This window comes from Phenylobacterium sp. (assembly GCF_031412415.1).
GTDB lineage: Bacteria > Pseudomonadota > Alphaproteobacteria > Caulobacterales > Caulobacteraceae > Phenylobacterium.
Map to the genome: position 1 here is coordinate 1 of NZ_JANOCX010000326.1, position 3112 is coordinate 3112.

Below are 3112 nucleotides of genomic sequence, written 5' to 3' on the forward strand. Positions count from 1 at the left end.
GCCGGTGAGCGACTTCCTCGGCGCCCATGACCCAGACCGCTATGAGAAGGTCGAGGACATCCTCGACGTCTGGTTCGACTCGGGCTCGACACACACCTTCGTGCTGGAGGGCCGTTCCAACACGCGCTGGCCCGCCGACCTCTACTTGGAAGGCTCCGACCAGCATCGCGGCTGGTTCCAGTCCTCGCTGCTGGAGAGTTCCGGCAGCCGCGGCCGAGCGCCCTACGACGCCATTCTCACCCACGGGTTCACCATGGATGAGAACGGCGAGAAGATGTCGAAATCCAAGGGCAACACCGTCGAACCCGAGACGGTGATCCGGGAGAGCGGCGCCGAAATCATCCGCCTGTGGGCGGCGACGATCGACTACGCCGACGACAGCCGGATCGGCAAGACCGTGCTGGCCACCACCACCGACGCCTATCGCAAGCTGCGCAACACCGTGCGCTACCTGCTGGGCGCGCTGGCGGGCTTCACCGACGAGGAGGAGGTCGACTATGCCGACATGCCGCCTCTGGAGCGCTTCATCCTGCACCGGCTGTGGGAGCTGGACGGCCAGGTCCGCGCCGCATATCGCGACTACATCTTCCAGGATGTCTCGCGGCCGATCCTGGAGTTCTGCCAGAACGAGCTGTCGAGCCTGTTCTTCGATATCCGCCGCGACGCCCTCTATTGCGACGAGCCGGGCAGCCTGCGTCGGCGCGCCGCGCGCACGGTGATGGACCTGGTCTTCGAGCGCCTGACCATCTGGATGAGCCCGCTCATCCCCTTCACCACCGAGGAAGCCTGGACCACCCGCTTCCCGGGCGGCGGTTCCAACAGTCTGCGCGTGTTCCCGGACACGCCGGCCGCCTGGGCCAATCCCGTCGAGGCCGAACGCTGGGCCAAGGTGCAGGCGGTGACCTCCGTCGTCACCGGCGCGCTGGAGGTCGAGCGCCGCGAGAAGCGCATGGGGGCGGCCCTCGAGGCGGCGCCCAAGGTGCACGTGGCCGACCCGGCTCTGATCGCCGCCTTCGACGGCCTGGACGCCGCCGAGGTGTTCCGCACCAGCCAGGCGACGCTGGTCGCGGGCGACGGTCCGGCCGGCGCCTTCCGCCTGGCCGAGAGCCCCGGCGTGGCGGTCGAACCGCTGCGCGCCGACGGCAAGAAGTGCGCCCGTTCCTGGCGTATCCTGCCTGAGGTGGGCTCCGACCCGCGCTATCCGGATCTCAGCAAGCGGGACGCGCAGGCCGTGGCCGCCTGGGACGCGGCGCGCGCGTGAGTACGTCGCCCGTCTCGAAGTTCGGTTTGGTCGCCTATCTGCTGGCGGCTGTGGTCATCGTCGCCGACCAGGCGTCGAAGTACTGGATCCTGGCCGTCTATGACCTCCCGTCGCGGTTCTCCGTGCCGATCGCCGGGCCGTTCTCGCTCACCATGGTCTGGAACAAGGGGGTCAGCTTCGGCCTGTTCCGCGCCGACCAGGAGCTGACCCGCTGGCTGCTCACCGCGTTCGCGATCGCGGTCTCCTGCGTCCTGGCCTGGTGGGCGCGCCAGGCGCCGCGCGCCAGCATGGCCATCGGGTTCGGCCTGGTGATGGGCGGGGCGCTGGGCAATGTCATCGACCGCATCCGCTTCGGCGCGGTGGCCGACTTCCTGGACTTCCAGCGGCTGGGTTTCTTCCCCTGGGTGTTCAACGTCGCCGACGCCGCCATCACGGTGGGGGTGGTCTTCTTGTTGCTCGATTCCCTGCGTAAAGACCCTGTGACCTAATCCGCGTTGGCGCGGTTTGCGCTTTGCGTTATTCAAACATCCCTTCCCGGCCGGGGGCGGCCATAGGAGTTTCAGTTTCATGAGCTTCCACCGTGTGATCGTGGCCACCGCCCTGCTGGCGGCGACGGGTCTCTCGGCCTGCACCTCGACGCGCGACGCGCTCGGCATGGCCAAGGTCACGCCCGACGAGTTCCGCGTGGTCGCCAAGGCCCCGCTGGTGGTGCCGCCCGACTACGCCCTGCGCCCACCGGCCCCAGGCGAGCCGCGTCCCCAGGAGCTGCAGCCCGAAAGCGCCGCCCGCAACGCCCTGCTGGGCGCCCGCGAGGCCCAGGCCCGTTCGGACGGCGAGAAGCTGCTGGTGGCCAAGGCTGGCGCCGACAAGGCCGACCCGCTCATTCGCTACGTCGTCGACGACGAGACCGGCGACCTGTCGCACAAGGAAAAGGGCTTCGCCGACCGGGTGATGTTCTGGAAGAGCGACAAGGCCCCCGAATCGGCGGCCACCTCGGCCGCGGCCGGCGACAATGTCGCCGCCCCCATCGATGCGGCGGCCGAAGAGGCGCGGGTCAAGGCGCTGACCGGTGGCGGCGCGGTGGTCATCGCTCGCGAAAAATCCTCGCGCATCAAGCTGCCAGGGCTCTAGGGCTCGGGGTTACGCGTCGCCCGGGGTTTTCACCGTGAAGCCCTTGGCGCGCAGGCGGTCCAGCACGCCACCCTGGCTCAACAACGGCCGAAGCTGCACGACCGCGACGGCGTGCCCCGGCTTGGCCAGGGCCCGCTCGATGGCGGCCACCTGCTCGGCCTTGAAGCGGGCGTCGAGGTTGAGCGCGCCGGGCAAGGCGGCCAGGCACCGATCATAGCCGCGCTCTTGGTTGAGCGCCCCGCGCACATCTCCGTCCGCCCAGGCCGCGCCCGCCCTTCGCGCGCCGCCGGGACCCGCCTCGATCTCCTCCAGGGCGTCCTCCAGACAAGCCCGCTGCGGGCCGGCGCCCATCTTCGCGGCCTGTCCCAGCACTGGGCCCAGGGACAGCGAGCGGCTCTCGGTCTTGATCTTCCGCGCCTTGGCCAAGCGCGCCACGGTCTTGCCGGGATCGGCGGCGGTGAGCTTCACGCTCTCGCGGTAGTCGCCCACCAGGACCAGGCCGACCAGCAGCTCGTTCTTATAGCTGTAGCGCTTGGCCGGCTGGGCGGCCGCCTCGCGCGCGGCGACGAAGCGCCGCCGAATTTCGACCGGCATCCTGTCCTCCGCCGGACCGCCCTTCAACCGCGCCCATTGGATGGCCAGACCCGGCACGCTGAGGATGCTGATGCTGATGCTGTTGAAGGGCAGGATCACGGTGTGGGCGCCGGTCAGGCGCCGCTC

4 protein-coding genes are annotated in these 3112 nt (G+C 69.7%); 3 read left to right on the forward strand and 1 reads right to left on the reverse strand.

What is annotated here, in order from left to right; translation table 11 throughout:
- The 3 genes from RMO04_RS15930 to RMO04_RS15940 all read left to right on the forward strand — a co-directional run.
- On the forward strand, positions 1-1261 hold a 1261-nt coding region (locus RMO04_RS15930; RefSeq protein ID WP_309645756.1), incomplete at its 5' end, for a class I tRNA ligase family protein.
- Positions 1258-1749: a signal peptidase II gene (gene lspA / locus RMO04_RS15935; RefSeq protein ID WP_309645757.1), complete on the forward strand. Its 492-nt coding sequence runs from the start codon at positions 1258-1260 to the stop codon at positions 1747-1749. The genes RMO04_RS15930 and lspA, both read left to right, overlap by 4 nt.
- Before the next feature lie 79 nt (positions 1750-1828).
- A complete protein-coding gene (locus RMO04_RS15940) occupies positions 1829-2392 on the forward strand; it encodes a DUF3035 domain-containing protein (RefSeq protein ID WP_309645758.1) in 564 nt (187 codons plus the stop codon).
- Positions 2393-2401: 9 nt separating this feature from the next.
- On the opposite strand, the gene RMO04_RS15945 is transcribed toward RMO04_RS15940, so the two are convergent.
- The coding region (locus RMO04_RS15945) for a TraB/GumN family protein (protein ID WP_309645759.1) at positions 2402-3112 on the reverse strand (711 nt) is incomplete at its 5' end.